At 64.3% G+C, this 25,999-nt stretch carries 25 protein-coding genes; 14 read left to right on the plus strand and 11 right to left on the minus strand.

Annotated features, from left to right (window positions below; genetic code table 11):
* Nucleotides 1-9: 9 nt before the first annotated feature.
* Both BPRO_RS00225 and BPRO_RS00230 read right to left on the minus strand, forming a co-directional pair.
* Nucleotides 10-720 carry an HAD-IA family hydrolase gene (locus tag BPRO_RS00225; protein WP_011481022.1) on the minus strand — a complete coding sequence of 237 codons (711 nt, stop codon included), beginning with the start codon at nucleotides 718-720 and terminating at the stop codon, nucleotides 10-12.
* Between the two features lie 59 nt (nucleotides 721-779).
* The gene (locus BPRO_RS00230) at nucleotides 780-1,175 is read right to left on the minus strand and encodes a helix-turn-helix domain-containing protein (RefSeq protein WP_011481023.1); all 396 of its coding nucleotides are present in this window, start codon (nucleotides 1,173-1,175) and stop codon (nucleotides 780-782) included.
* A 196-nt stretch (nucleotides 1,176-1,371) separates the two neighbouring features.
* On the opposite strand from BPRO_RS00230, the gene BPRO_RS00235 reads away from it, so the two are divergent.
* A complete protein-coding gene (locus BPRO_RS00235; protein WP_011481024.1) occupies nucleotides 1,372-1,731 on the plus strand; it encodes a cupin domain-containing protein in 360 nt (119 codons plus the stop codon).
* A gap of 59 nt (nucleotides 1,732-1,790) precedes the next feature.
* Here the strand turns inward: BPRO_RS00235 and BPRO_RS00240 are convergent, their stop codons facing one another.
* The 7 genes from BPRO_RS00240 to BPRO_RS00270 form a co-directional block, all read right to left on the minus strand.
* A complete protein-coding gene (locus BPRO_RS00240; RefSeq protein WP_011481025.1) occupies nucleotides 1,791-2,921 on the minus strand; it encodes an NAD(P)/FAD-dependent oxidoreductase in 1,131 nt (376 codons plus the stop codon).
* Nucleotides 2,918-4,309, minus strand: coding sequence for an NAD(P)/FAD-dependent oxidoreductase (locus tag BPRO_RS00245; RefSeq protein WP_041388126.1), 1,392 nt, complete (start codon nucleotides 4,307-4,309; stop codon nucleotides 2,918-2,920). Before BPRO_RS00245 ends, BPRO_RS00240 begins: the two co-directional genes overlap by 4 nt.
* Entirely contained in the window at nucleotides 4,291-4,617 is a 327-nt protein-coding gene (locus BPRO_RS00250; protein ID WP_011481027.1) for a (2Fe-2S)-binding protein, read from the minus strand. Before BPRO_RS00250 ends, BPRO_RS00245 begins: the two co-directional genes overlap by 19 nt.
* Before the next feature lie 38 nt (nucleotides 4,618-4,655).
* Nucleotides 4,656-5,150: an Lrp/AsnC family transcriptional regulator gene (locus BPRO_RS00255; RefSeq protein ID WP_011481028.1), complete on the minus strand. Its 495-nt coding sequence runs from the start codon at nucleotides 5,148-5,150 to the stop codon at nucleotides 4,656-4,658.
* A gap of 32 nt (nucleotides 5,151-5,182) precedes the next feature.
* Nucleotides 5,183-6,568, minus strand: a complete 1,386-nt coding sequence (locus tag BPRO_RS00260) for an aspartate aminotransferase family protein (RefSeq protein ID WP_011481029.1) — start codon at nucleotides 6,566-6,568, stop codon at nucleotides 5,183-5,185.
* Nucleotides 6,569-6,710: 142 nt separating this feature from the next.
* Nucleotides 6,711-7,637 carry a 2-hydroxyacid dehydrogenase gene (locus BPRO_RS00265; RefSeq protein ID WP_011481030.1) on the minus strand — a complete coding sequence of 309 codons (927 nt, stop codon included), beginning with the start codon at nucleotides 7,635-7,637 and terminating at the stop codon, nucleotides 6,711-6,713.
* Nucleotides 7,638-7,665: 28 nt separating this feature from the next.
* Nucleotides 7,666-8,541, minus strand: coding sequence for a GNAT family N-acetyltransferase (locus tag BPRO_RS00270; protein WP_011481031.1), 876 nt, complete (start codon nucleotides 8,539-8,541; stop codon nucleotides 7,666-7,668).
* A 225-nt stretch (nucleotides 8,542-8,766) separates the two neighbouring features.
* Between BPRO_RS00270 and BPRO_RS00275 the strand changes: the two genes are divergently transcribed.
* The 8 genes from BPRO_RS00275 (at nucleotide 8,767) to BPRO_RS00310 (ending at nucleotide 19,511) form a co-directional block, all read left to right on the plus strand.
* On the plus strand, nucleotides 8,767-10,263 hold the full coding sequence (locus tag BPRO_RS00275; protein WP_011481032.1) for an aldehyde dehydrogenase family protein: 1,497 nt from the start codon (nucleotides 8,767-8,769) through the stop codon (nucleotides 10,261-10,263).
* A gap of 251 nt (nucleotides 10,264-10,514) precedes the next feature.
* Nucleotides 10,515-11,180 (plus strand): haloacid dehalogenase type II, encoded by a 666-nt coding sequence (locus BPRO_RS00280; protein ID WP_011481033.1) that lies wholly within the window; start codon nucleotides 10,515-10,517, stop codon nucleotides 11,178-11,180.
* 17 nt (nucleotides 11,181-11,197) lie between these two features.
* On the plus strand, nucleotides 11,198-12,487 hold the full coding sequence (locus BPRO_RS00285) for an NAD(P)/FAD-dependent oxidoreductase (protein ID WP_011481034.1): 1,290 nt from the start codon (nucleotides 11,198-11,200) through the stop codon (nucleotides 12,485-12,487).
* A 42-nt stretch (nucleotides 12,488-12,529) separates the two neighbouring features.
* Nucleotides 12,530-14,149 carry an ABC transporter substrate-binding protein gene (locus BPRO_RS00290; protein ID WP_011481035.1) on the plus strand — a complete coding sequence of 540 codons (1,620 nt, stop codon included), beginning with the start codon at nucleotides 12,530-12,532 and terminating at the stop codon, nucleotides 14,147-14,149.
* A 190-nt stretch (nucleotides 14,150-14,339) separates the two neighbouring features.
* Nucleotides 14,340-15,296: an ABC transporter permease gene (locus BPRO_RS00295; protein ID WP_011481036.1), complete on the plus strand. Its 957-nt coding sequence runs from the start codon at nucleotides 14,340-14,342 to the stop codon at nucleotides 15,294-15,296.
* Complete coding sequence (locus BPRO_RS00300; RefSeq protein WP_011481037.1) at nucleotides 15,293-16,168, plus strand: ABC transporter permease; 876 nt, start codon at nucleotides 15,293-15,295, stop codon at nucleotides 16,166-16,168. The genes BPRO_RS00295 and BPRO_RS00300 overlap by 4 nt, the downstream gene beginning before the upstream one ends.
* Complete coding sequence (locus BPRO_RS00305; RefSeq protein ID WP_011481038.1) at nucleotides 16,168-17,994, plus strand: ABC transporter ATP-binding protein; 1,827 nt, start codon at nucleotides 16,168-16,170, stop codon at nucleotides 17,992-17,994. The genes BPRO_RS00300 and BPRO_RS00305 overlap by 1 nt, the downstream gene beginning before the upstream one ends.
* A 38-nt stretch (nucleotides 17,995-18,032) precedes the next feature.
* Entirely contained in the window at nucleotides 18,033-19,511 is a 1,479-nt protein-coding gene (locus BPRO_RS00310) for an NAD-dependent succinate-semialdehyde dehydrogenase (RefSeq protein ID WP_011481039.1), read from the plus strand.
* A 55-nt stretch (nucleotides 19,512-19,566) separates the two neighbouring features.
* Here BPRO_RS00310 and BPRO_RS00315 read toward each other — a convergent pair whose 3' ends face one another.
* Nucleotides 19,567-20,667: an alkene reductase gene (locus tag BPRO_RS00315; protein ID WP_011481040.1), complete on the minus strand. Its 1,101-nt coding sequence runs from the start codon at nucleotides 20,665-20,667 to the stop codon at nucleotides 19,567-19,569.
* 333 nt (nucleotides 20,668-21,000) lie between these two features.
* On the opposite strand from BPRO_RS00315, the gene BPRO_RS00320 reads away from it, so the two are divergent.
* The 5 genes from BPRO_RS00320 to BPRO_RS00340 all read left to right on the plus strand — a co-directional run bounded on the left by BPRO_RS00320 (nucleotide 21,001) and on the right by BPRO_RS00340 (nucleotide 25,072).
* A complete protein-coding gene (locus BPRO_RS00320) occupies nucleotides 21,001-21,474 on the plus strand; it encodes a hypothetical protein (protein WP_011481041.1) in 474 nt (157 codons plus the stop codon).
* A gap of 437 nt (nucleotides 21,475-21,911) precedes the next feature.
* Nucleotides 21,912-23,297, plus strand: coding sequence for an AsmA family protein (locus tag BPRO_RS00325; protein WP_011481042.1), 1,386 nt, complete (start codon nucleotides 21,912-21,914; stop codon nucleotides 23,295-23,297).
* Between the two features lie 269 nt (nucleotides 23,298-23,566).
* Complete coding sequence (locus BPRO_RS00330; RefSeq protein WP_011481043.1) at nucleotides 23,567-23,752, plus strand: DUF1328 family protein; 186 nt, start codon at nucleotides 23,567-23,569, stop codon at nucleotides 23,750-23,752.
* Entirely contained in the window at nucleotides 23,753-24,154 is a 402-nt protein-coding gene (locus BPRO_RS00335; protein WP_011481044.1) for a hypothetical protein, read from the plus strand.
* Nucleotides 24,155-24,226: 72 nt separating this feature from the next.
* Nucleotides 24,227-25,072 carry a transglutaminase-like domain-containing protein gene (locus BPRO_RS00340; protein ID WP_011481045.1) on the plus strand — a complete coding sequence of 282 codons (846 nt, stop codon included), beginning with the start codon at nucleotides 24,227-24,229 and terminating at the stop codon, nucleotides 25,070-25,072.
* 66 nt (nucleotides 25,073-25,138) lie between these two features.
* On the opposite strand, the gene BPRO_RS00345 is transcribed toward BPRO_RS00340, so the two are convergent.
* Entirely contained in the window at nucleotides 25,139-25,909 is a 771-nt protein-coding gene (locus BPRO_RS00345) for a class II aldolase/adducin family protein (protein ID WP_011481046.1), read from the minus strand.
* Nucleotides 25,910-25,999: the final 90 nt, after the last annotated feature.

The raw sequence follows: 25,999 nt of genomic DNA on the forward strand, positions 1-25,999 counted from the left end.
GCATCCTGCTCAGGCAGTGGTGCTGGCGTTGGCTTCCACCGCATCGGCAAGCTGTGCCAGCGTGAAGTAGTGGTAGTCGGGTTGGGTGATGTGTTTGACGGCCAGCGTGCCGCCGAAACCGGGCTGGCCATGGCGCCTTTCGATCCAGCAAGTGGCCAGGCCCAGGCTTTTGGCGATGCCGATGTCGTGGTACTGGCTTTGCGCCGTGTGCAGGTTGTCGGCCTGGGTAAAACCGTGGATGGCGAGCTTGGCGCGCGCAAAGGCAAAAAACTTCGGATCGGGTTTTTCGCATTGGGCGTCGTCGACGCACACCGTGTCGTCAAAAGGCAGGCCCAGCGTGCGTTCGAAATGCGTCAGCGCCCATTGCTGGGCATTGGTCATGGCGACCAGCTTGAAGTGTTTGGACAGGCGTTTCAGCGCTTCTACCGAATCGGCAAAGGCCGGCCATTGCGCGGCGGAGTCGCGCAGGCCCTCGGCCAGGGCTTCGGTGTCGGGCAGGCCCAGCGCCGGCGCGATCTGGTGCCAGACGCGCACCAGGTCGTCGGGGAACAGGCCTGTGACTTCGTCGGCGCGCGCCTTGCGGTACAGGGCCAGGAAGTCGTCGTCGCTGACGGCCGCATCGGGCACGGCGCGGTGCAGGTAGTCGAGCATGCCGCGCTCAAAATCGATCAGCGTGCCGACCACATCAAAGGTCAGCACTTTAAAGTCTTGCAGGGACATGGAAAACTCCTAAAACGTTGTCAATCAATGGAATATAAAACCGGGGTAAAACCGAGGCTTCAGGCGGCCATGCCGGCGTGCCCGGAAAAATGGTGGTGGCGCGACTGGTACTGCCCCGGCGTCTCGCGGCAAGCGTGTTTAAAACGCCGCGACAGATGGCTCTGGTCGCAAAACCCGGCCTCGCTTGCCACCGTGGCCGGCGCCATGCCGGCGCGCAGCAGGGCTTTGGCATAACGCACACGCTCCAGAAAAATATAACGGCGCGGCGCCACGCCCATGTGTTCGCGGAACACGGTCGCAAAACGCCACAGGCTCAGGCCGCTGAGGGCCGCCAGCTGATGGAGTGGCAGGGACTCGCCGAGGTGGGCGTTGATATGCGCCAGCACCGGCTGCAGCCGTTGCGTGCGGCGTTCGGCGGCGTCCATGAAAGTCTGGGGGTTTTGCTTCGCGTCCATGGTGTCAAGCTTAGGCCGGGCGCACCGGGGATGGCGCTGTAAAACCCGGGCCGGGTGGCAGGCAATTGCAAAAATGGCGGGCAGGCGGCAGATACTGCGGCGTTCAAGGGGCCGACAAAAACATCCAATCCGCCGCGCCCGCGCAGGGTTAGGCTGGCACCCTTTAAACGCTCTCCTGCACAACAGGAAAACACATATGGCTATACAGATTCTGAAACAAAGCGCATCGATCTCCACCCTGAGCCCGCAAGGCCCGGTAGGCCGTCCGTTGACGCAGCCCGCCTGCGAGACCCGCGGCATTGAAGTGGAATTGAGCGGTGCGGGCGACAACCGCAGCGGCCTGTGGGAATGCCTGCCCGGCAAGTTCGAGCGCCAGCTGGCGCAAGCCGAAGTCATGCACATCCTCTCGGGATCCTGCAGCTTCACGCCCACCGGCGGCGAGACGCAGGAGATCGCGGCCGGTGACACGCTGTTTTTCCCGGCCAACACCACGGGCGTCTGGCATATCCGCGAAACCCTGCGCAAGGTTTATGTGGTGATGGCGTCAACGGCTTGAATCCCGGCCCCCAAAAAACGCCGCATTGGATGGCGGCGCCAGGCCCGGATTCAAAAATCTCAGGCAAACCGCCCGATGGAAAACGCCTCGATCGGCGTCACCGTCTTGCCGGTGGCCAGTAGTTCTGCCATGGTCTCGCCGACGCCCAGGCTGATCGCAAAACCTTCGCCGTTAAAACCAAACGCATAGTGCAGGCCGGGCATGCGCGCGCTCGGGCCCATTACCGGACGCGAGTCGGCGACATAACCCTCTATGCCGCTCCAGACGCGCAGCAATTGCAGCCTGGCCATGGCCGGCACAAAACGCCGCAGCTCGCGGAACTGGCGCAAGGTGTTGTCGGGCCTGACGCCGGCGCGGATCGTTTCGGTTGATGCCGGGCCTTTCAGCCCGCCGCCAAACACGATGTTGCCGCGTGTGATTTGACGGAAGTACAAACCCTCTTCTTCGACAGGCGATGACACGCCTATCGACGGGCCAATCGCATACGGCACCGGCTCGGTCACGCCCATCTGCGGGCCGCGTGCCTCCATGGGCACGGGCTCATCAAAGGCCGCTGCCAGTTTGTCCGACCAGGCGCCGCTGGCGACCAGCAGTTGCGCCGCCCTAAAGGTTTTGCCGGCTGCGGTGTGGGCGACAAAATCATCGCCGTCCTTTTCAATATGCACGACCTCCTGGTGCTCCAGGATGTCGGCGCCGGCGCGCCGCGCCGCGCGGCCAAAGGCCGGGCCGGCCAGTCGCGGATTGGCATGGCCGTCCAGCGGCGAGAGGGAGCCCGCCACCACTTCCTGGCTGAAAAAACCATAACGCTGGCGCAGCATGTCGGCGCTGAGCAGCTCCAGGTCCAGGCCCATGGGGCGCGCCAGCCTGGCATGCTCTTCAAGTTTGGCGGCTTGTTCGTGGGTGTAGCAGACACGCAGGTGGCCCAGCGGCAAAAACTCTATGTCTTCGCCCAGCAGGCTTTTGACGCGACCCCAGACCGCATGCGCGCGGTTGGCCAGCGGCATTTGTTCCAGCGCGCGGCCCTGGCGCCGCACATTGCCGAAGTTGGTGCCGCTGGCTTGCCGGCCTATGAGCTCGCGTTCGAGCAAGGTCACGCCAAGGCCGTGGTGATGGCGCAAAAAGAAAGCCGTGGTCACGCCCATCAGGCCGCCACCAATAATCAATACATCGCTGCGTTTGTCCTGGCTCATGGCTGCGCATCCATCAACAGCGGTTTAACGGGCGCTTGCGAGCGTAGCCGCCCCACATCTTCAATCGGAATACGCGCCGCATGAGCCACCACTTCCGCCGCCGCATGGCCGCAATAACGGCCCTGGCAACGCCCCATGCCGACGCGGCTGAAGGCTTTGGCGCGGTTGATTTCCTGGCTCTCCATCTCGTGCACCGAGCGGCGCAATTCGCCGGCGGTCACGGCTTCGCAGCGGCACACCACGGCCGCATCGGGCAGCGTGGCGGCCTGCTGGTGCGGCCACGGAAATGCGCGCGCCAGGCCTTCACGGAAATTGTTCATGGTGTTCAAGGTGCTGCGCAGTCCCGGCGCCTGCTCCTTGAACAGCGTGCGACCCTGGCCATGGCCCAGGTCGTGCAGGGCTGCCAGTGCGGCCAGCCGGCCTGCAGCCTCGGCGCCGTCCGCGCCCAGCAGGCGTGCGCCGTCGCCGGCCAGATAGATGCCAGCCATGCTGCTGCGGCCATCGCCGTCCATGCGCGGCAGCCATTGGCGGCTCAAGGCATCAAACACAAAGTCGCAGCCCGCCAGATCGGCGAGCTGTGTTTCCGCGCGCAAGTGGTAACCGAGCGCCACGGCATCGCATGGGATGGTTTGTTTGTTGCCATGGGCATCGCGCAGCGTGATGCCGCTGACGCCGCTGTCGGGCGCGCCTTCAACACGCAAGGGCGTGATGCCTTGCCAGACCTTGACGCCCGCGCGTCGCAGCGAGGCGATCAGCCCCAGGCCGCGCAGCAGCAGGCGCGGGCGCGCCAGCAAACCGCGCAGTGCGGCCAGCGGCGGCAGGGCCGGCGAGGTGTCGAGCACGGCTTGAACGTTGGCGCCGGCCTTCACATATTGCGCGGCCACCAGGTACAGCAGCGGCCCGGTGCCGGCAAACACCACGCTGGCGCCAATCGAGCAGGCTTGCGACTTGAGCGCAATCTGCGCTGCGCCCAAGCTGTAGCAACCGGCCAGGTTCCAGCCTTCGACCGGCATCAGCCTGTCGGTCGCGCCGCTGCAGATGATCAGCGCGTCATAAGCCAGGCTCTGCGCCCGGCCCTGGCTCACGGTATGCAGCATGCCGGGGGTGAGGTTCCAGCTCAGGGTGTCGCTGCGGTAATCAATTTTTTGGCGCAGCGCCTCAAAGTCCTGGTGCAGGGATTGGGCCTTGCCGGCTTCGCTGCCGTACAAGGTGGCGTAAGAGCGTTTAAAACCTTCGGGCTGGCGGCGGTAGATCTGCCCGCCGTCGCGCCTGCCTTCGTCAATCACGATGGGCCGCAGGCCGGCTTCTGCCAGTGCCTGGGCCGCGCGTATGCCGGCGGGGCCCGCGCCCACGACGATGACTTGCGGGTTCACGGGTGTTGCGGCCATGTCGCCTCCGGGCTGCGGGTGCTGATGACCATGCCGGCTTGCGCGGGTGTGGTGCAGGCGCGCAGGCGTTGCCCGGTCTGGTCCCAGACCCAGCAGTCCTGGCAGGCGCCCATGAGGCAAAAACCGGCGCGTGTGCCGTCGCCGAATTCCGAATCGCGCACGCGTTTGCCATGGCTTAACAAGGCCACCAGCAGCGTGTCGCCTTCCAGCGCGCTGGCGCTGGCGCCGTCAATTTGCAGGGTGATGGCGGGGCGACCGGTTTCGGCCAGGCGGACAAAGCGCGCTTGGGAGCTGGTGGGAGAAGGCATGCAAAAAAAAAGGAGTGATGAAAGCCTTGGGGCGGGCCTCAGGCTGAAGGGTCTATCAGCCGCTCGATCGGATAGTGCGGCTTGATGAAAGGGGACTTGATGACAATAAAGCTGAAGTACTTCTCAATGCCTATATTGCGTTCGAGCAGGCCTTCAATAATGCTTTGGTAGTGGTTGACGCCACGCGTCGTGAACTTGAGCAGGTAGTCGTAACCGCCGCTGACCAGATGGCATTCCAGGATCTCGTCGATCTCGCGGATCGCCAGCTCAAAACGCACAAAGTCCTCGCGCCTGTGGTCGGCCAGCGTGACCTCGGTGAACACCGTCAGCATCTCGGCCAGTTTGTCGAGTTTGAGCTGTGCGCCGTAACTCGCGATATAGCCGGCTTTCTCCAGCCGTTTGACACGTATCAGGCAGGGGCTGGGCGACAAACCGACCGCATCAGCCAGATCCACATTGGTGATGCGGCCGTTTTTTTGCAGCTGGCAAAGGATGCGGATGTCGAGGCGGTCGAGTTTGAGATCGGTATTCATAGGCCTGATTCTGCGCCACAGCCGCTGTTGTGTCAGCCCAGCGCGCGCCGCACGTCGGGCACGGCCAGAACCTCGTCCAGGGTCTTTTCAAGGCGCTCGAAGAGCTGCGAAAATTCGCCCTCGGTGTAGCACAGCGCCGGCGCAAAACCCAGGATGTTGTCGCCAAACGAACGGAACACCAGGCCGTTGCGGTAGCCGGTTTCAAACAGCAGGTCGGACAGGCCCAGCGCCGGGTCAAAGCCGGCTTTGGTGGTTTTGTTGCTGACCAGTTCCAGCGCGCCGAGCAAGCCGCGGTGACGCGCTTCGCCGACCAGCGGGTGGGCTGTCAGCGCATCAAGGCCTTGCGCAAAATGTGGCGCCACCTTTTGCGCGTGGGCCAGCATGCCGCCTTCCTGATAGATGCGTATGACTTCAAGCGCAATCGCGGCGCTCACGGGATGGGCTGAATAGGTCGCGCCGTGGCCGATAGGCACTCCTGGCGCTGCGCCGTCGGCAATGCCGGCATACACCGCGCCCGACATCATCAGCGCGCCCATGGGCGCATAACCCGAGGTCAGGCCCTTGGCCATGGTCATCAGGTCGGGTTCCACGCCTTCGGCCTGGCACGCAAACATCGGGCCGGTGCGGCCAAAACCCGTGATGACCTCATCGACCACAAACAGTATGCCGAGTTCGGTGCAAGCCTGGCGCATGGCCTTGAGCCATCCCGTGGGCGGCACGATCACGCCGCCCGAGCCTTGTATCGGCTCGCAGAAAAATGCCGCAACATTGTCTGCGCCCAGGCTGGCGACTTTGGCGCGCAGCGACTGCACCGAGGCGTCTATGACGGACTGCGCGGTGCTGCCTTCCGGGCTGCGGTACAGATAAGGCGAGGCAATGTAATGCTGCTCCGGGCGCGGCAGGTCAAAACCGCGGTGAAAGACCGGCAGTGCGGTCAGGCCTGCGCCGGTGGACGACGAGCCGTGGTAACCGCGCTCCAGCGAGATGAACTGCTTTTTGCCGGGGCGACCGGTGGCGTTGTAGTAATGCACGATCAGGCGCACGGCAGCATCGATGGCTTCGGAGCCGCCCAGCGTCAGGTAAACATGCTTGAGCGACGGCGGCGCAATCTCGACCAGTTTGGCGGCCAGCTGAATGGCCGGTTCGCTGCCGAAGTGGAAGTAACCCGTGGCATAGGGCAGCTTGCGCATTTGCTCTGTGGCGGCTTGCACCACGCTCTCCTGGCCGTAGCCGACGTTGACGCACCACAGGCCGGCAAAGGCGTCCAGCAGTTCATTGCCGGCGGCGTCTTTGAGCCAGGCGCCGTGGCCGGACTCCAGCACGGTGACGCCGCGCTGTTCGTGTTTGCGCCAGGGCGCAACAGGGTGGATCAGATGGGCGCGGTCTAGGTCTATGAGGGAGGAGGTGTTGGACGGCATGGTGCGGCAGCAGTGGTTCGATGGAATGCTGTCATCGTAGGCCGCAATCGCTGGTGACTGCTGCTGCTTTGGGTGCTTGCGGTGAAGCAGCCTGCTGTTGTGAAAGCACTGGCAGCAGATCGTGCGGCGCGCGTTTTAGTTTTTAGTAACCGCGCGTGCGGTTCACCAGCCCGGTCATGGTCTCGCCGGCTTCGTAGCGTCGCAGGTTGTCCAGCATCACATCGACCGCGCTTTCAGGCTGGGTCATGCTGCCGATATGCGGCGTGAGCCAGATGTTGGGGTGTTGCCAGAACGGATGGCCGGCTGGTGGCGGTTCGGGGTCGCAGACATCGATCACCGCTTCGCTGAGCTGGCCGCTGGCCAGCGCGCCCAGCAGATCGTCGGTGACGAGGTGCTGGCCACGGCCCACGTGCACCAGCGCGGCGCCCTGCGGCAGGCCGGCAAAAATCCGGTGATTGAGCATGCCGCGCGTCTCGGGCGTCAAAGGCAGCAGGCATATCAGTATGTCGGTGCGCGCCAGAAAATCGGGCAGCGAGTCCTGGCCGGCAAAACACTGCACGCCTTCGACATGGTGTTGCGACCGGCTCCAGCCCGCGCAGTCAAAACCAAAGGTACGCAACTGGGCCAGCACGGCCTGGCCCAGGCTGCCCAGGCCCAGCACGCCGACGCGCCGCTCGGCGGCCGGCATGACCGGCAGCGCCTGCCAGCGGGCCGCGCGCTGCTGGCGCTGGTAAAGCGGTATGTTGCGGTGCAGCCCCAGCACCGCGAAGCAGGCGTATTCGACCATGCCATGGACCAGACCCGGCTCGACCATGCGCACCACCGGCAATTCGGGCGGCAGCACGGACAGGTCGAACTGGTCCACACCGGCGCCTATGGAAAACAGCACCTCGAGATTCGGGAAGGTTTTTTCAATGTCTTTGGGCGGTTCCCAGGCTGCCAGGAAGCGGACTCTTTCGGGGTCGCCGATATCGGGCCAGATACGGAACTCGCGCTGCGGCGCTTTTTGGGCAAACAACTGGCGCCATACGGCGCCGCGCTCGGGATCGGCTTTATATAGAAATGTCATCTCGGACTTCCAGCCTCATGGATTCAAATTAACCCAGAGCCTGGCCGGCCAGCGCGAATAAACGCACATCGGCATCGCGCTGCAAGGCCGGCCCGCGCACCATGGCCAGCGGCCCGCCGGCGCGCTGCAGCCCCAGGCTTTCGAGCCAGGTCGTCATGCCGCTGGCAAAGTCCACATCAACGCGCACAAATTTGCCGACGCACTGGTTGACCCAGTAGGCGATCAGGGCTTTGGCGCCTTCTGCATCGGGCGCGATAACCGGGCCAATCGCCCGGCCGCGGCCAAAACGCCGCAGCATCGCAAAACCCTGGGCTTCGCCGTCGCGGTCCAGCACCACGGTGTCGGCCTTGCTGATCAGATGCCGCATCAGCGCATCGCGCGGCATGCCGCAGGCTGCCGTGTCGAGTTCTATCAGGCGTTCGGTGTCGTTGCGGCTTAGCGGGCGCAGACGCAGGCCGGGCTCCAGCGCGATCAGCGGCGCTTGCACTGCCTTGCCCTGGTGCTGGCGAACTTCGCCGGCGGCGACAAAGCCCAGGCGCTCATAAAGGCCACGGCCCTCCGCCGTCGCATACAACAGCACCGAGCGGCCTTCGAGGCGGTCCAGCAGGCCTTGCATGAGGCGCTGGCCTATGCGCCGGCCCTGGCAGTGCGGCGCGACTATCACCAGGCCCACGGTGGCGGTGTGCTTGCCCCAGGGCCAGCAGATCGCGGTGCCGACGATCTCGCCGTCGTTCCTGGCTACCAGGCCTTCGCCAAAACTCAGCAGAAACTCCCAGTCGGCAAGCCGGTGCGGCCAGCGCACTTCTTGCGACAGCCCGTAGGCGGCCGGCAGGTCGTCGGCCGTCATGGCTTGCAGCACGACGCCGTCGTCAGAGGTTTTCAGGGTTTGAGATAAAGAGGGCACGACATTCTCCGATACGTCAAAAAGCAGGCTCACTATTGCCTAATTTTCGGCGCACCGCCAGTCAAATTTGCATGCTTGGGGCGGGTTTCACAATTTCGCCATGATCGTTTAGGAAAGCCGCCGTAATCGCAACTTGCTGCGCTGGCGCGGGCCGCTACAGCAGCAAATGCCGCGGCAGCGTGGCTAGCATGCAAGTTACTTTTATTCCTGATAACGAGGCCCAGTTTGCAAGCATTCGATCCGAATCAAATCAGCGTCCCCACAGGGCATTTCATTAACGGCGCTTTGGTCGGCGATGCCAGGGCAGAAACGGTGGCGGTGCGCCGTCCGTCCGACGGCCAGGTGTATGCGCAGCTGCCGCTGGCCGATGAGGCGTTGGTGGACCGCGCTGTCGAGGCCTCATGGAAAGCCTGGCGCAGCGGCGACTGGGCGCGCCGCGCGCCACGCGAGCGTGCGCGCGTGCTCAGGCGCTGGGCCGACCTGGTCGAAGCCGATGCGCCCACCCTGGGCCTGATAGAAGCCGTGGGTTCAACCCGCCCGGTGCGCGATGTGATGGCCTGGGACATTCCCTTCACCGCCGAAGGCCTGCGCTTTTTTGCCGAGTATGCCGACAAGATAGGCGGCGAGGTTGCGGCCACGCAGCATAGCCAGCTCGGCATGACGATTGCCGAACCCTATGGTGTGGTGGGCGCGATCACACCCTGGAATTTTCCGCTGGTGATGGTGTCATGGAAGGTCGGCGCTGCGCTCGCCGCAGGCAATGCGGTGGTGCTGAAACCTTCTGAACTCACGCCCTTCAGTTCGCTGCGGCTGGCCGAGTTGGCCGTGCAGGCCGGCGTGCCGGCGGATATCTTTAATGTGGTCCAGGGTTATGGCCATGTGGCCGGCGATGCGCTGAGCCGGCATCAGCGCATTGCCAAGATGACGTTTACCGGATCAACCCGCACCGGCTCCAGCATCATGGCTACCTGCGCGCAATACGGCCCCAAACCCGTGACGCTGGAGCTGGGCGGAAAAAGCCCGCAACTGGTGTTTGACGATGCACCGGACATCGACAAACTGGCGGCCCTGATTGCGGGCGCCATCACCGGCAATGCGGGCCAGGTGTGTGTCGCCGGCTCGCGCCTGATTGTGCAGCGCGGTATTGCCGAGGCATTGACAGAGCGCGTGAGCGCACGTTTTGCCGCGCACCGCCCGGGCCCGACCTGGGATACCGACGCCACCTTGCCGCCGATTATTTCCGCCGCGCAAGGCCAGCGCATAGGCGGCATAGTCGGCCGCGCCAAAGAGGCCGGCGCGGTGGTTCGTTGCGGTGCGGGGTTTGCCGATATTGCGCAAGCACGCCAGGGCGGCTCCTACTACCTGCCCACGCTGCTCGAAGGCGTGGACAGCAGCAACCCCGCCGTGCGTGAAGAGATCTTTGGCCCGGTGCTGACGGTGCAGACCTTTGATGAAGAAGAAGAGGGCCTGGCGCTCGCGGAGCATGAGTGTTATGGCCTGGCCGCCGGTGTGCATACGGCGGACATCAGCCGCGCGCTGCGTGCGGTGCGCAAGCTGGAGGCCGGCACGGTCTGGGTTAACCGGTATGGGCGCAGCAATGACTTTGTGATTCCGACCGGCGGTTATCACCAGTCCGGCATAGGCAAGGACCTGGGACGCCAGGCGGTGGAAGCCAACCTGCGTTTCAAGAGCGTGCTGGTCGATTTTGCCGCGCCGGTTTAGGCCGCGCCCTGTTCATGGGCGGCCTAGGGTTAACGCGAGGTATTTTGGTGCCGGATGCACTTCCAGCGTGCGGACCGCAGTCCATGCCGGGCGGGCCGTCCAAAACACCAGTTTTCGCTTTGAAGTGGCCTCAATACGCCTCAAATATTTTTTATGCCCATGTTTCAATGACGTCATCGTGACAGGCGAATAAGCGCATCGTTTAAACATCTAAAACCTTTTTTCCAACCTTTATAGACAGGATTGCAGACATGACCTTCCGCCCGAAATTCATTACCTTTGACTGCTACGGCACCCTGACACGTTTTCGCATGGGCGATATGGCGCGCGAGATGTTTGCCGACCGCATCCCGGCCGCGCAGATGGAGCTGTTTGTCGCCGACTTCAGCGCCTACCGTTTTGACGAAGTGCTGGGCGCCTGGAAGCCTTATGCCGATGTGCTCAGGAACGCCTTGAACCGCACCTGCAAAAAATGGAACATCAAGTGCACCGACGCCGAAGGCCGGGCTTACTACGACGCCGTGCCGACCTGGGGCCCGCATGCCGATGTGCCGGCCGGCCTGTCGCGCATCGCCGACAAGATTCCGCTGGTCATTCTTTCCAACGCGTCCAACGACCAGATACACAAGAACGTAGACAAGCTCGGTGCGCCATTTCATCGTGTTTTCACCGCTCAGCAGGCCCAGGCTTACAAGCCGCGTCTGCAGGCCTTTGAGTACATGCTGGACCAGCTCGGTTGCGGTCCTGAAGACATCCTGCACGTGTCGTCCAGCCTGCGTTACGACCTGATGTCGGCTGATGACCTGGGCATCAAGAACAAGGTGTTCGTCAATCGCGGTCATGGTCCTGGCAACCCGGCGTACAACTACGTCGAGATCCAGGACATCGGCGGCTTGCCCGGTGTGGTCGGCCTTTAATTTTTGACACGGCGGATATGAAACTCCACTCCTACTGGACCGACAGCGCCCCGCTGTTTGCGCCCGCGCAAGAGGCCTTGCCGGCCCGTGCCGACGTGGTGATTGTGGGCGGTGGGTTTACCGGCCTGTCCGCCGCGCTGGCCCTGGCCAGGCGCGGCGCCAAGGTCGTGGTGCTTGAAGCCGGCGCTGTGGCCGGCGAAGCATCGGGCCGCAACGGCGGCCACGTCAATAACGGCCTGGCGGTGGACTACGCGCTGCTGGCCGAACGTGTCGGTAGCGAAAAAGCCGGCGACTGGTACCGCGCTTATGATGCGGCGGTCAATACCGTGGCCCAAGTGGTCCGCGATGAAAACATAGACTGTTATTTCGAGCGCAACGGCAAACTCAAGCTGGCTTCGCGCCCCGCACATTACGACACGCTGGCGCGCGGCCTGGACCGCCTGCGCCGCGAGGTCGATGCCGATGTGGAATTGCTCAACGCGTCCCAGGTCAGGCAGGAAGTCGATAGCGACAAGTTTTACGGCGGGCTGCTGCAAAAACGCAGCGGGCAAATGCACATGGGCCGTTTTGCCGTGGGCCTGGCGCAAGCGGCGATCAAACACGGCGCGCAGATCCATGCGCGGACGCCGGCCATGAAGCTGGAACGCATCACTTCCACCGGCCATGCGCACCGTGTGCATACCGCGCGCGGCGTGATTGAGGCGGCGCAAGTGCTGGTCGCCACGGGCGCCACGTTGCACGGCAACTACGGCAGCTTCGGTTTCTGGCGCCGGCGCATTGTGCCTATAGGCAGTTTTATCATCACCACCGAATCGCTGGGACGCGAGCGCGCGCTCAAGGTTTTGTCGGGCCGCCGCACCTACACGACGACGGCCAATATCCATAACTATTTCCGCCTCACGCACGACGACCGGCTGGTCTTTGGCGGGCGGGCGCGGTTTGCGATGTCAAGCCCGCAGTCGGACGCCAAAAGTGGCCTCATCCTGCAGCAGGCGCTGGCGCAGATGTTTCCTCAGCTCGGCGATGCGCGCATCGACTACTGCTGGGGCGGCCTGGTCGATATGACGCAAGACCGGCTGCCGCACGCAGGTCAGCACAACGGTTTGTATTACTCGATGGGTTACAGCGGCCACGGTACGCAGATGTCGGTGCACATGGGCCAGTGCATGGCGCGTGTGATGGGCGGCGAGGTTTCGGCCAACCCCTGGCGCGACCTGCGCTGGCCGGCGATTCCGGGCCACTTCGGGCCGCCCTGGTTTTTGCCCGCGATCGGCCTGTACTACCGCATCAAAGACAAATTGCTCTGATCTTTTTTAGTTGTTATCGACCCACCACCCAGGAGAACTGCCATGAATGAAAGCAAGAAACTGCAAGCCTTGATCGGCCCCCAGGAAAGCATGCGCGTGATGAACGCGATGCAGGCAGGCGCCAAGCGGCGCGATGTGCTCGCCATGCTCATGGCAGGCGGCATGCAGGCCACGCTGGCCGGCAGCCTGGCGGGCATTGCCGGCGCCGCCCATGCGCAGACGCCGCGCCGTGGCGGACGGATCCGGGTGGCCGGCGCCACCGCTGCAATCAATGACACGCTGGATCCGGCCAAGCAGTCCAACCAGAGCGACTACATCCGCGGCAGCATGTTCTACAACGGCCTCACGGTGCTGGATGGCAGCCTCACGCCGCGCCCCGCGCTGGCCGAAGAGTTCACCACCAGGGATGCGACCACCTGGGTCTTCAAGCTGCGCAAGGGCGTGGTCTTTCATGACGGCAAGCCGCTGGTCCCAGCCGACGTGGTGTTCTCGCTGATGCGCCACAAGGACCCGGCCACTGCCTCCAAGGCCAAGGCTCTGGCCGACCAGATCGACGACGTGAAGGCCAGCGGCCCTAACGAAGTGACGATCAAGCTCAAGGCGCCCAACGCCGACTTGCCGGTGATCCTGGGCACCTTCCACTTCCATATCGTCAAGGACGGCACCACCGACTTCAATGCCGGCATCGGCACCGGCCCTTACAAGGTCAAGGAATTCAAGCCTGGCGTGCGCTCGATCGCGGTGCGCAACGAGGCCTATTGGAAGCCGGGCCGCCCTTACCTCGATGAGATTGAATATGTGGGCATCGGCGATGAAGGCGCGCGTGTCAATGCGCTGCTGTCGGGCGACCTGGACCTGGTGGGCTCGGTCAATCCACGTTCGGTGCAGCGTGTGCGCGACTCCGCCGGCCATGCGATCTTTGAGACGCAGTCGGGCGGGTACACCGACCTGGTGATGCGCCGCGACGGTGGTCCGGGCTCCAACCCCGACTTCGTGATGGCCATGAAATACATGTTTGACCGCGAGCAGATGAAGCGTTCCATTGCGCTGGGCCATGCGGTCGTTGCCAACGACCAGCCTATCGATCCGACCAACCGCTTTTATTTTGCCGGCCTGCCGCAGCGCGCCTTCGATCTGGACAAGGCCAAGTTCCACTTGCAAAAAGCCAATCTGGGCAGCGCCCCGATTCCGGTTGTGGCCTCGCCCGCAGCGCTGTATTCTGTCGAGATGGCATTGGTGATGCAGCAGACGGCGCAGAAACTGGGCTTGAACCTGGACGTCAAACGCATGCCCGCCGATGGCTACTGGTCGAATCACTGGATGAAAAGCCCGGTCGGTTTCGGCAACGTCAATCCGCGCCCCAGCGCCGACACGCTGTTCACGCAGTTCTTCAAGTCGGATGCGGCCTGGAACGAGTCGGGCTGGAAAAGCGAGAAGTTCGACCAGCTGCTGGTTGCCGCGCGCGCCGAAACCGACGACACCAAGCGCCGCAAGATGTACGCCGACATGCAGGTGCTGGTGCACGAGCAGGGCGGCATCGGCATTCCGCTGTTCCTGGCCAGCATTGACGGCCACTCGAAGAAACTCAAGGGCTTGTCGCCGATCCCGGTCGGCGGCCTGATGGGCTACGCCTTCGCTGAACACGTCTGGCTGGAAGCATGAGCCCCCACGCTCGGCACTGCGTGTCCTCGCTGCCCCCCGAGGGGGCGCTGCGCCTGCGGCCCGGCAAAGCCGGTTCCGCGGCCCCTGCTGGAAGGGGAGGTAGCATGAGTCCCCACGCTCGGCACTGCGTGTCTTCGCTGCTCACCGAGGTGGCATGCCCCGCTTGGGGTGGCCCGGCGCGAGGCATGGCATGAACCTGCAACTCCTGCGCCTTATCGCGGGCCGGCTGGCCGTGGGGGTGGTTTCACTCCTTATTGTGTCGGCCGTTGTGTTTGCGATCACGGGCTTGTTGCCTGGCGACGCGGCGCAGGAGCAGCTGGGCCAGGAGGCGACGCCTGAAGCCCTGGCTGCGCTGCGCCAGCAGATGGGCCTCACGCAGTCCGGCCCGGAACGTTACTGGCAGTGGCTGAACGGCTTGCTGCGCGGCAACCCCGGCCAGTCGATTGTCAGCAGCGCACCGGTCGCCGACCTGATCGGCAGCCGGCTGCCCAACTCGCTGATGCTGGCCGGCGTGACCGCGCTGGTGTCGGTGCCGCTGGCGCTGCTGCTGGGCATTTTGTCGGCGGTCTGGCGCGGCTCCTGGTTTGACCGCGCTGCCAGCATGGGCGCGGTGGCCGTGGTCTCGGTGCCCGAATTTTTGGTTGCCACACTCGCGGTGCTGGTGTTTGCGGTGCATTTGCGCTGGCTGCCGGCGCTGTCTTATTCGGTGGACATCTCGTCGCCGGGCCAGATGCTGCGCTCGTTTGCGATGCCGGTCATGAGCCTGTCCTGCGTGATCATTGCGCAGATGATGCGCATGACACGCGCTGCGGTGATTGACCAGCTGCGCGCGCCGTATATCGAGATGGTCAAGCTCAAGGGCGCTTCGCCTGCGCGCATGGTGCTGGCGCATGCCTTGCCCAACGCGATCGGCCCGATAGCCAATGCGGTGGCGCTGAGCCTGTCGTATTTGCTGGGTGGCGTGATCATTATCGAAACCATTTTTAACTACCCCGGCATCGCCAAACTCATGGTCGATGGCGTGAGCCAGCGCGACATGCCGCTGGTGCAAGCCTGCGCGATGATTTTTTGCGCTGCTTACCTGATTCTTGTGACGCTGGCCGACCTCTGCGGCATCGTCGCCAACCCAAGGCTGCGCCACCAATGAGCTCCGCTATTGAAACAATTCCGCCCGCCGCCGTTCCGGCGCGCCTGGTGCCGCGCCTGTCGCGCTGGTCGCGCACCGGCCTGCTGGGCCTGGCGGTGCTGGTCTTCTGGCTGTTTATTGCGGCCGCAGGGCCGTGGATACTGCCGCACGGCTCGGGCGACATGAGCACGGCAGGCGTTTTTGACGCGATCAGCCGGACCCATTGGCTGGGCACCGATTACCTGGGCCGCGACATCCTGAGCCGCGTCATGGACGGCGCGCGCTACACCGTCGGCGTGGCGCTGGCCGCCACCGTGATGGCCTGCGCTGCGGGCACGCTGCTGGGCCTGCTGGCTGCCGTCAACGGCGGCTGGTTTGACGCCGTGTTGAGCCGGCTGCTGGATACGCTGGTGTCGATCCCGAGCAAGATGCTGGCGCTGATCATTGTGGCGGCTTTCGGCTCCTCGATACCGCTGTTGATAGTCACGGTGGCGGTGGTCTACACGCCGGGCGCTTACCGCATCGCACGCGCGCTGGCGGTCAATATCAACGCCATGGACTATGTGACCGTGGCGCGCGCGCGCGGCGAGGGCCGCACCTACATCATGCTGCGCGAAGTGCTGCCCAACATTGCCGGCCCCTTGCTGGCCGATATGGGCCTGCGTTTTGTGTATGCCGTGCTGTTGCTGGCGAGCCTGAGTTTTCTTGGCCTGGGCGTGCAACCGCCGGTGGCCGACTGGGGTTCGCTGGTGCGTGAAAACATCGGTGCCCTGCCGACCGGCGGCGCAGCGGTGATTGCGCCGGCGCTGGCGATTGCCACGCTCACGATTGCCGTGAACCTGGTCATAGACAACCTGCCCGGCCGGGCCCAAGCCAACCAGGAGAGCCGCTGATGGGCGCGCGTGTAGAAGTCAGCCACCTGAACATCGTGGCCCAAGCGGGCGGCAAAGACCTGCCCATCGTCACCGACGTGTCCTTCAGGATTGAGCCCGGCGAAGTGCTGGCGCTGATAGGCGAATCGGGTTCGGGCAAGACCACCATCGCCTTGTCGCTGATGGGGTATGCGCGCCAGGGTTGCCGGATTTCGGGCGGCACCATCCGTGTCGGCGATGTCGATGTCTTGGGTCTGTCGGCCGGCGAGCAGCGCAGCCTGCGCGGGCGCACCGTGTCTTACATCGCGCAAAGCGCGGCGGCGTCGTTCAATCCGTCGCGAACCATCATGGACCAGGTCGTTGAGGTGGCCAGCATCCATGGGCTGATGCCGCGCGAGCAGGCCGAGGCCAAGGCCGTGGCGTTGTTCCGCGACCTGGCGCTGCCGAATCCGCAAACCATTGGCCAGCGTTACCCGCACCAGGTCTCTGGCGGCCAGCTGCAGCGCCTGATGGCGGCCATGGCCCTGATTTGCGACCCGGCGCTGGTGATCCTGGATGAACCGACAACCGCACTCGACGTGACCACCCAGATCGAGGTGCTGCAAGCCTTTCGCCGCGTCGTGCGTGAGCGCAACACGACAGCCGTGTATGTGACCCACGACCTGGCCGTGGTCGCGCAGATGGCCGACCGCATCCTGGTCTTGCGCCAGGGCAGACAGCAGGAGCAGGCCGAGACCCGGCAGATCATTGAAAGCCCGCAGGACGACTACACCAAAAGCCTGATTGCCGCGGCCAAACCCGCGCCGCGTGATGCCGGCCGTCTGGCACCGGATGCCGCAGCCACGCCGCTGCTGGAAGTGCGCAGCCTGATCGCCGGTTACGGCGCACTCGATAAGCGCGGCCTGCCCAGCTCGCCGGTGCTGAGCGATGTGAGTTTTACATTGCATCGCGGCCAGGCGCTGGGGGTGATCGGCGAGTCGGGTTCGGGCAAGACCACGTTGGCGCGGGCCATCGCAGGCCTGGTCGCGCCCGCGCGCGGCCAGATTCTGTTTGACGGCCAGGCGCTGGCGCCCGATGTGCCAGGGCGCAGCCGCGACCAGCTGCGGCGCGTGCAAATCGTGTTCCAGATGGCCGACACCGCGCTGAACCCGGCGCACACCATAGAGATGCTTTTGGCGCGGCCCCTGCAGCTGTATTTCGGCTTGAAGGGCGAGCCTTTGAAAAAGCGCATTGCCCAGTTGCTGGACCTGGTGCAGCTGCCCGCGCAGTGCGCGCAGCGCCTGCCGGGCGGCCTGTCGGGCGGGCAAAAACAGCGCGTCAATTTTGCGCGCGCGCTGGCCGCCGAGCCGGATCTGATCCTGTGCGATGAAGTCACCTCGGCGCTGGACACCGTGGTCGGCGCTGCGGTGCTTGACCTGCTGGCGCAGCTGCGCCGTGAACTCGGTTTGTCCTATGTGTTCATCAGCCACGACCTCAATACCGTGCGCGCCGTCTGCGACGACATTGTGGTGCTGTATGCGGGCAACAAGGTCGAGTCCGTGCCGCGCGCCGCGTTTTCGCAGGCTGCACGCCACCCTTACTTTGAATTGCTCGCGAGCTCGGTACCCGAACTGCGCCAGGGCTGGCTGGACCAGCGCAGCAGCACCAGCCGCCTGGCCTTGCCGCCCATGGCGGTTGGCACCCCGCCCAATCCCGAACTCTGCAGCTTTCTGGACCGTTGCCCTTTGCGTGTCTCCGGCGCCTGCGATACCACCGCGCCGCCGCGCCGGCGTTTGCGTGGCGATGTGGAAATTTTGTGCCACCGCAGCGAAGCCGACCTGATAGCCCTGCAGCCCGCAAGCGTTTAAAGCCCGCTTCGTCTGCCTAACCTGTTGATCCAATCTCCATGCCTTTGACCCTCTCCCAGACCGATCTGCTGCGCCAGCAGAACTTTATCAACCACCAATGGCAGGATGCGCAAAGTGGCGCCAGGCTGCCGGTCAGCGACCCGGCCACGGGCCTTGACTTTGCCCATGTGCCCGATAGCGGCGCGGCCGATGCGCTGGCTGCCGTGGATGCCGCGCATGCGGTGTTCCCGGCCTGGCGTGCGCGCAGTGCGCGTGAACGCGCGCAGTTTCTGAAACGCTGGCATGCGCTCATCCTGGCCAACCAGCATGACCTGGGCCGGCTGATCTCGCGCGAGCAGGGCAAACCGCTGGCTGAAGGCGTGGGCGAGGTCGCTTATGCCGCCAGTTATGTCGAGTGGTTTGCCGAAGAGGCGACCCGCACCTATGGCGACATGATTCCCGAGCCCGCGCGCGGCCGCAAACTCATGGTGGTCAAGGAGCCGGTTGGTGTGGTGGCCGCCATCACGCCCTGGAACTTTCCCGCCGCCATGATCGCGCGCAAGATTGCGCCGGCGCTGGCCGCCGGCTGCACCGTGGTCGCCAAACCGGCCGAAGACACGCCACTGACCTCGCTGGCGCTGGTGTTGCTCGCGCAACAGGCCGGCCTGCCGCCCGGCGTGCTGAATATGGTCACCGCCTCGCGCGAAAAAACACCTGAAGTCGTGGATGTCTGGCTGGCCGACGCACGTGTGCGCAAGATCACCTTCACCGGCTCCACGCCGGTCGGCAAACACCTGGCGCGCGAGTCTGCGGGTACGCTGAAAAAGCTCTCGCTGGAATTGGGCGGCAATGCGCCGTTCATCGTCTTTGACGATGCCGATATCGATGCGGCGGTCAATGGCCTGATGGTCGCCAAGTTCCGCAACGGCGGCCAGACCTGCGTCTGCCCCAACCGTGTGTTTGTGCAGGACGCCGTGCATGACGCGTTTGTGGAAAAACTGCGGGCGCGTGTGGGTGCGCTCAAGGTCGGGCCGGCCAGCGCGCCCGACTCGCAGATCGGGCCCATGATCAACGCGCGCGCAGTGGAGAAGATCGAACGCCATGTCGCCGATGCCGTGGCCAAGGGCGCGCGCATCGCGGTGGGCGGCCAACGCATGGAGGGCGCGGCTTATGCTAGCCCCAACTACTATGCGCCCACCGTGCTGACCGGTGCTCATTCCGGCATGGCCTGCTCGCTGGAAGAAACCTTTGGCCCGGTGGTGCCAGTGACGCGCTTTGGCAGCGAAGCCGAGGTGATAGCCGCCGCCAACGACACGCCGTTTGGCCTGGCGGCGTATTTTTATTCCAGCAATATCGCGCGCGTCTGGCGCATGGCCGATGCGCTGGAGAGCGGCATCGTCGGCATCAACGAAGGCGCACTGGCCGCCGAAGTTGCGCCCTTCGGCGGCGTCAAGGAGTCCGGTTATGGCCGTGAAGGTTCACGTTACGGACTCGAAGACTACATGCACACCAAATACCTGTGCCAGGGCCTCGTTTAAATAAGAAAGCCCTGAAACCATTGCCAGTCATGCATGACTGGCATGCGGTCTGGTTTTATAGCGTTGGGTAGTCCGTATAACCCTTGGCGCCGCCGCCATAAAAGGTGGCCTGGTCGGGCAGGTTGAGCGGCGCATTGCGGCGCAGGCGCTCCACCAGATCCGGGTTGGCGATGTAGGGCTTGCCAAAGGCGATCAGGTCGGCGCCGTTCGCCACCGCCTGCTTGGCCAGTGCCTGGTCGTAGCCGTTGTTGACCATCCAGGCGCCCTTGCCGCCGGCTTCGCGGTAGGCGGTCTTGAGCGCGGCATAGTCGAACGGCCGGTCGGCGATTTCGCGCGGCCCGCCGGTCGCGCCTTCGATGATGTGGATATAGGCCAGGTTCAGCGTGGCGAGCTGGCGCACCACGTAGTCGAACAGCGGCTGCGGATCGGCGTCATGCACATCGTTGGCCGGTGTCACCGGCGACAGGCGAATGCCGGTGCGTCCGCCGCCGATCGCGCCGGTGACGGCGCGCGTGACCTCGAGCAGCAGGCGCGCGCGGTTCTCGATGCTGCCGCCGTAGTCGTCGGTGCGCTGGTTGGAGCCCCGCTTGAGGAACTGGTCGAGCAGGTAGCCGTTGGCGCCGTGGACTTCGACGCCGTCAAAGCCAGCGGTTTCGACCGCATTGCGCGCCGCGGCTTCATAGGCATGCACGATGCCGGGCAGTTCGTCGGCCCGCAGTGCGCGCGGCTCGGAGGTGGCGACAAAGGTGGGCGCGCCGTCCTTGAGCAGCACGGTCTTGGTCCTGGCGGTGATGGCGGACGGCGCGACCGGCTGGCCGCCGTCCGGCTGCAACTCGGTGTGCGAGACGCGGCCCACATGCCAGAGCTGCACCACGATCTTCCCGCCGGCCTCATGCACGGCGCGGGTCACCTCTTTCCAGCCGTCGAGCTGCGCAGTGCCATAGAGCCCGGGCACATCGGCATAGCCCTGGCCCTGGTGGCTGATGGCGGTGGCTTCGGTGACGAGCAGGCCGCCGCTGGCGCGCTGGGCATAGTACTCGGCCATCAGCGAGGTGGGAATGGCGTCGGGGGCGCGGTTGCGTGTCAGGGGCGCCAGCACGATGCGGTTGGCCAGATGAATGTCGCCGGCCTGGGTGGGGTCGAATAAAGAAGGCATGAAAGTGTCCGGGTTGAAAAGATGAATCGGGAAGATGAAACAGGAAACAGGAAACAGGAAGAGTGAGCAGGCGTCAGTGTGTGCCGATCTGAATTGGCGTGTGCAACACGGGCTGCTGGATTCGTGCTAGAGCGTTCCGGCATGCATGCGTCCAACGGCCGTTTCCGGGTCTGGCCGGACGGCCAAGCCAACAAAATCGGGCCGACCGTGTTCGCAAGGGCTGCAGTTGGTGATGGTTGTCTTGAATCAACCCGATGCATGATTTTCAGGTCTACATTGCAGAGACCGGCCAACCGGACGGCAATTTCGACAAACTCCAACCAGGAGGTCTTTATGTTGAAGAAACTGGCGGCGACTCTGATCTTTCTTTTGGGCGCCGGGGCTGTCGCGGCACAGGAAGTCACCTACCGCACTGACATCGCCCCACTCTGGAAATCCCGATGTGTTGCCTGCCATGGAGCGCAATCGCCTGAGCGGGCCGATTTTCTGCTGGACGAGAAGGGGTACGCGGAGAAGTCACAAGGGCCGCGCATGGATTCGTACGAGCGCTTGATTGCGTTTATCTCCTGGCCCGACACGGGTGCATTCATGCGCCGGCTGGACGATGGAAGCAGCCAATATGCCGGAGGCAAATCCGGCAACATGTATCAGTATCTCGGATCGACGGATGCAGAGCGTGCTGCGAATCTCAAGCTGCTCAAGGGGTGGGTTGGCGACGGTGCATGGAATCTCAATCGCTGGAACAAGCGGGGAGACGTGCCCATGGTCAGCAAAGAGCAACTTGACAAGATCCAGTTGAAGTATTGAGCCAACCCCGTCGTGGCCATGTGCGCCATGTCGACGCCGACACGCGCAGCTCGGTTGGTGACGGTAGAAGTTTCGCTCATCAGGTACTGCTTGCTGGTCAGTCGCCCGTCCACCCGCTTCAGGCGTGACAGCAACTTGTCGGTGGCGATGGTGTTGTACTTTGCGTGCGTGGCCGCCTGGACGGCGGGATGAAGCCCTTGTGCACCTTGGTGCTGATGATGCGCCGCGACTGCAATTGGTCGCGCTCGACGGTGCTGTTGGCCGGTCCTTCAGCCAGGCGCGTGCAGCGCGATATGCGGCGACAGGAAGCAGACGCCGGGGGCGTAGTCATGTTTCCTGGCGTTGTCCTTGTTGATCCTGGAAGGGTGGCTGGAAATAGCTCCCTGATCGGGAGGTGTTTTCTGCGGCGTGCGGCCTGAAACCGCCACAATAGCCGGATGGCAAAAGTTTTTAAGTGGGCGGTGTATGTTTCGCTGGGGCTGGCCGTCCTGCTGGCGGCGGTGGCCTTCACGCTGCACCGTTGGGTGAGCACGGACGATTTCAGGCAGCGCGTCGAGCATGAAGCCTCGGCGGCGTTGGGGATGCCGGTCACGCTGGCCGGGGTGGCCGTGGATGTGTGGCCCTTGCCCGCCGTCGCGCTGACCGGCATCGTGGTGCAGAGCAAGCCCCCCCTCACACTGGAGCGCGTGGAGGTGCGGCCCCAGTGGCAACCCCTGTTGCAGGGGCGCCTGGCGATTTCCACGCTGCTGGTGCGGCGGGCTGTGTTGCCGCAGCAGGGCATAGACGCGGTGTTGCTGGCGCTGCAGAAGAAAAAGCAGCCGGCGTCCGCCAAGCAGGGGCCCAAGCCAAAGACGCCTGACCCCGCGCCGGAGTCGGCGGGTCTGGAGGGCCTGCCGCGCCGCACGGTGCTGGACGAGGTGACCTGGATCAGTGCGGCCGGTGCGCGCACCACGGTGGCGGCGGAGGCCGCGCTGGCCGATGACGGCCTGCCCGACAGCGTGTCGTTCAAGCTGCTCAAGGGAAATCTGCAGGGACTGCGGGCCACGCTGCAACGTGAAGAGCCCAAACCCGCTGACAACGCGAGCAAGGCCGGCGATGCCGTTGTTGGCGAGGACCGCTGGGCCCTGCGGGTCGAGGTGGGCGGCGGCAAGATCGAGGGTCGGCTGGCCCTGCGTCGTGCGCCCGCGGGCGCCCCGGTCAAGCCCGGCGAGGCCCTGGCTCTGCAGGGCCAGCTGCAAACGCGTGGCGTCGAGGTGTCTGCGCTGACCGCACCGGCCGGTGCGCTGTCGGGCCAGCTGGAGGCGACCACCAGCCTGAACGCCCGGGCAGCGACCACGGGCGGCCTGGTGGATGCGCTGCAGAGCCACACCACGTTCACCGTGCGCAATGCGGTGATCAATGGCCTGGACCTGGCCAAGGCCGTACAAACCGTGGGCCTGAGCCGCGGCGGGCAGACGCGACTGGACACGCTGGCCGGGCAGGTCAACACCCAGGGCCGGGCGGCGCAGCTGAGCAACCTCGTGGCGAGCTCGGGCGTGCTGAGCGCCACCGGCAATGTGGCGATATCGCCGGCCAAGGCGCTGAGCGGGCGTGTCATTGTGAATGTGGCGGGCGACAGCAAGGTGGGCCAGGCCATTGGCGGCGCCGTGGGTGTGCCGCTGACGGTGGGCGGCACGCTGGACAAGCCCGAGGTGACGCTGTCGCGTTCGGCCCTGCTGGGCGCGGCCATTGGCACGGCGCTGCTGCCGGGTGTTGGCACCGGGGCCGGCGCCAACCTGGGCGATCGCGTGGGTGAGGGCTTTCGCAGCCTGTTCGGCAAATAAGCCTGACCGGTGCTCCAGGGCCTCTATTGGCAGGCCCTCAACGCTAGAAAAATCATAGCAACCGGATGCACTGCGGCCTTGTCCTACAGTGCCACGCGGGCGTTGCTGATGCGTCACGGCCGCCGGCCTTTCTAGTATGTTGTTAGTGCTTCCGGATAGTCGATGGTCCTTGCGGGCGTTCGCCTCCTGTTTTTTGATGTTGGTTGATGTTTGTTGAGGTCTCATCCGCTCGCAGGCTTGCGGGGACGAGGCATTGCAAAGGAGAACCGATGCTCAAGTACGCGATTATTTTTGCGGTGATTTCACTGATAGCCGGCGCCCTGGGTTTTGGCGGGGTGGCGGCAGGCGCCGCCGGCATTGCCAAGATCCTGTTTGGCCTGTTCCTGATTCTGGCGGTCATTTTTGTGGTGCTCGCCGCACTGGGCGTGGGTGCGGTCAGGAAAGGCATGAAGTAAATGGCCTCACTGCCTCCCATCACACCTTTGCCCTCCGAGCCTTCTGCGCCTTCGTCGTCTTCGTTGACACCTGCTCCCTGCGCGCCGGCAAGTACCTTGATGTCCCGGGTCCGGCAGCGGCTGTTTCCGCCGCGGCCTCCGGGCAGCAGCGCGGCGCCGCGTCTGGACATCGCGCACCGGGCTGCCAACCTGCCCGCGCCCGTGTCGGTGCGCGCCGGTTTTCAGGCGGGCATTGCCGAGTTCCTGTTGGTGATTCGCTTGCGTGCACGGCGCCGGGCTGAGCCCTCTGCCGATGTGCTGGAGCGCGCTGCGCGCATTGTGTTCGTGACGTGCAAAAACTGGTTTGCCGCCGCCGACAGTGGTCATGGTCATGGCGCGGGTCATCACCGCACGCGAATCTGATCCTGCCTGTCCCGTGTCAACAGGGCTGCGATGTCCTTCTGACGGTTTTTATTCTCAACCGGCACCCATTCCATGCACACCACCCTGATCGATTTGCTGCTCGAGTATGAAGTCGGCAGCCCGTCGCATTTTCTTTTCAACATCGAGGCCGCGTTTCACGAGGGGCACCATGTATTGCAGGAGCGGCTGACGATCACGCCGAGCATGAAGGTTCGCAATTTTTGCGACGAGCGCAGCGGCAACCGCTTCATACGCCTGGACGCGCCCAAGGGAATGCTGTCCGTCAACTACCACGCCCGGGTGCGGCTGATTGCCGTGCCCGTGCCCCTGCATCTGGACGAAACGCCGGTGAGCGGCGTGCCCGATGATGTCTTGCGTTACCTGATGCCCAGCCGCTACTGCGAGTCGGACTCCATGAGCCGCGCGGCGCAGCAGCTGTTTGGTGACCTGCCCCCCGGTATCGGCCGCGTGCGGGCGGTCGAGAACTGGATTCACGACTCGATCGCCTACCTGCCGGGTTGCACCTCGTCGACGACCACGGCGCGGGATGTGTTTGTGCAGCGCGCCGGCGTCTGCCGGGACTTTGCGCATCTGGGCATCACCTTGTGCCGGGCACTCAATATTCCCGCGCGGCTGGTGGTGGGTTATGTCCATTTTGACGAGCCGCCGCAGGATTTTCACGCGGTGTTCGAAGCCTGGCTGGAGGGGCGCTGGGTGCTGTTTGATCCCAGCCATCTGGCGCCCATAGACCGGCTGGTGCGCGTGGGAACGGGGCGCGACGCGAAGGACGTGGCCTTTGCCACCATTTTTGGCAATGTGCAAATGCTGCGCAAGGAACTGATCGTGGACGAGGGCGAATTGCTGCCCGACACCCCGCCGGGATCGCATCCGCCGATGCTTTCCCTGGTCAGTACTTAGAGGCCCTTGCAAGCCCCCTGGAGGAAGTCCCTGGCGGTCGCCTTGCACAAGCCGGGTGGGGGCAGTTTATGTGCGGTAGCTGTCGTCCAGCCGCTCCAGCCTGCGGATCAGCGAGGGCCAGGCAAAGGCGCCGCCCATGCCGCCCGTCTGCACGCGCAGGGCTTCCGACACGCCCTGGATGATCTGCGGATTGACCAGGATGAGTTCGCCGCCGGCCTGCGCGTCGAGCTGGATGCGGCAGGTGTTTTCAAATATGTACATGTTCAAAAAGGCGTCGGCAATGGTCTTGCCCACCACCAGCAGGCCATGGTTGCGCAGCATCAAAAAATTGGCGGACCCCAGATCGGCCTGCAGGCGCGGCCTTTCCTCGCCGCGAAAGGCGACGCCCTCGTAGTCGTGGTAGGCCAGCGAGGCCAGCACAAAGGTGGACTGCTGGCTGATCGGCAGCACGCCGCACTTTTGCGCACTGACCGCGACGCCGGCGCGCGTGTGGGTGTGCAGCACGCAGCCGGCGTCGGGCCGGGCGTCGTGCACCGCGCTGTGAATCACGAAACCGGCCGGGTTGACCGGGAAGGGCGAGTCAATGACTTTGTTGCACTGCCCGTCGACCTTGACCAGGCTGGAGGCGGTGATCTCGTCGAACATCAGGCCGTAGGGGTTGATCAGGAAGTGGTGCGCGCCCGGGCCTGCTACCTCCTCTGGCAGCTTGGCGCTGATGTGGGTGAACACCAGGTCGCTCCAGCCATAGAGCGCTACCAGGCGGTAGCAGGCGGCGAGGTCGCAGCGCAACTGCCATTCCTCGGCGCTGACGGTTTTTTTCAGGGATGGGATGTTCACGGGGTTGTCTCCTGGCGGGTTGTTTTTTAAAAAGGCCTGGCTTTGTACGATACGCCTGTGCGGCACGTGCAATTGTCAGAAATTGAACTT

The sequence above is a fragment of the Polaromonas sp. JS666 genome (assembly GCF_000013865.1).
Classification (GTDB): Bacteria; Pseudomonadota; Gammaproteobacteria; order Burkholderiales; family Burkholderiaceae_C; genus Polaromonas.

What these genes read in the sequence shown, in the direction of transcription:
- BPRO_RS00225 (WP_011481022.1), bottom strand. Translation starts at nt 720, where the DNA reads ATGTCCCTGCAAGACTTTAAAGTGCTGACCTTTGATGTGGTCGGCACG.
- BPRO_RS00230 (WP_011481023.1), bottom strand. Translation starts at nt 1,175, where the DNA reads ATGGACGCGAAGCAAAACCCCCAGACTTTCATGGACGCCGCCGAACGC.
- BPRO_RS00235 (WP_011481024.1), top strand. Translation starts at nt 1,372, where the DNA reads ATGGCTATACAGATTCTGAAACAAAGCGCATCGATCTCCACCCTGAGC.
- BPRO_RS00240 (WP_011481025.1), bottom strand. Translation starts at nt 2,921, where the DNA reads ATGAGCCAGGACAAACGCAGCGATGTATTGATTATTGGTGGCGGCCTG.
- BPRO_RS00245 (WP_041388126.1), bottom strand. Translation starts at nt 4,309, where the DNA reads ATGGCCGCAACACCCGTGAACCCGCAAGTCATCGTCGTGGGCGCGGGC.
- BPRO_RS00250 (WP_011481027.1), bottom strand. Translation starts at nt 4,617, where the DNA reads ATGCCTTCTCCCACCAGCTCCCAAGCGCGCTTTGTCCGCCTGGCCGAA.
- BPRO_RS00255 (WP_011481028.1), bottom strand. Translation starts at nt 5,150, where the DNA reads ATGAATACCGATCTCAAACTCGACCGCCTCGACATCCGCATCCTTTGC.
- BPRO_RS00260 (WP_011481029.1), bottom strand. Translation starts at nt 6,568, where the DNA reads ATGCCGTCCAACACCTCCTCCCTCATAGACCTAGACCGCGCCCATCTG.
- BPRO_RS00265 (WP_011481030.1), bottom strand. Translation starts at nt 7,637, where the DNA reads ATGACATTTCTATATAAAGCCGATCCCGAGCGCGGCGCCGTATGGCGC.
- BPRO_RS00280 (WP_011481033.1), top strand. Translation starts at nt 10,515, where the DNA reads ATGACCTTCCGCCCGAAATTCATTACCTTTGACTGCTACGGCACCCTG.
- BPRO_RS00285 (WP_011481034.1), top strand. Translation starts at nt 11,198, where the DNA reads ATGAAACTCCACTCCTACTGGACCGACAGCGCCCCGCTGTTTGCGCCC.
- BPRO_RS00290 (WP_011481035.1), top strand. Translation starts at nt 12,530, where the DNA reads ATGAATGAAAGCAAGAAACTGCAAGCCTTGATCGGCCCCCAGGAAAGC.
- BPRO_RS00295 (WP_011481036.1), top strand. Translation starts at nt 14,340, where the DNA reads ATGAACCTGCAACTCCTGCGCCTTATCGCGGGCCGGCTGGCCGTGGGG.
- BPRO_RS00300 (WP_011481037.1), top strand. Translation starts at nt 15,293, where the DNA reads ATGAGCTCCGCTATTGAAACAATTCCGCCCGCCGCCGTTCCGGCGCGC.
- BPRO_RS00305 (WP_011481038.1), top strand. Translation starts at nt 16,168, where the DNA reads ATGGGCGCGCGTGTAGAAGTCAGCCACCTGAACATCGTGGCCCAAGCG.
- BPRO_RS00310 (WP_011481039.1), top strand. Translation starts at nt 18,033, where the DNA reads ATGCCTTTGACCCTCTCCCAGACCGATCTGCTGCGCCAGCAGAACTTT.
- BPRO_RS00315 (WP_011481040.1), bottom strand. Translation starts at nt 20,667, where the DNA reads ATGCCTTCTTTATTCGACCCCACCCAGGCCGGCGACATTCATCTGGCC.
- BPRO_RS00320 (WP_011481041.1), top strand. Translation starts at nt 21,001, where the DNA reads ATGTTGAAGAAACTGGCGGCGACTCTGATCTTTCTTTTGGGCGCCGGG.
- BPRO_RS00325 (WP_011481042.1), top strand. Translation starts at nt 21,912, where the DNA reads ATGGCAAAAGTTTTTAAGTGGGCGGTGTATGTTTCGCTGGGGCTGGCC.
- BPRO_RS00330 (WP_011481043.1), top strand. Translation starts at nt 23,567, where the DNA reads ATGCTCAAGTACGCGATTATTTTTGCGGTGATTTCACTGATAGCCGGC.
- BPRO_RS00335 (WP_011481044.1), top strand. Translation starts at nt 23,753, where the DNA reads ATGGCCTCACTGCCTCCCATCACACCTTTGCCCTCCGAGCCTTCTGCG.
- BPRO_RS00340 (WP_011481045.1), top strand. Translation starts at nt 24,227, where the DNA reads ATGCACACCACCCTGATCGATTTGCTGCTCGAGTATGAAGTCGGCAGC.